Annotated in this window: 1 protein-coding gene; it reads right to left on the reverse strand. The window is 29.4% G+C overall.

What is annotated here, in order from left to right; translation table 11 throughout:
• On the reverse strand, positions 1 to 237 hold a 237-nt coding region (locus C1E99_RS02005), incomplete at its 3' end, for a site-specific integrase (RefSeq protein WP_161951129.1).
• Positions 238 to 385 lie beyond the last annotated feature (148 nt).

Consider the following 385-nt stretch of genomic DNA (forward strand, 5'->3'; position numbering starts at 1 on the left):
GATTAGTTTTTCTTCTTCCAGAAATTTATAGTATGATTTAAGACTAGCAACCTTTCGTTTTAACGTGCTAGTCTTTTTTATATGTTGATTAAGAAAAGTAAGATAGGACTTAATGTCATTGGTCCCAAAGTTATGATATTGATGTAAATCAGATTTGTATGCTCGGATAGTATGAGAACTAAGTCGCCTTTGAATAGTGCAAAAGTCAAGATATCTCTGGATAGTGTCATAATTCATAATGTAATCTCCTTAATATATCATAATAGAGTTATTATATACGATAATTTATTAATTTACTAACGATAATAAATAGTTATCGGTAGGAGAGAGATTTTACACATGAAGGAAATTTACGTAGATCGCAAAATTACTCCAGAAGAACTTC

Source organism: Streptococcus suis (genome assembly GCF_002964045.1).
Taxonomy (GTDB): Bacteria; Bacillota; Bacilli; order Lactobacillales; family Streptococcaceae; genus Streptococcus; species Streptococcus suis_U.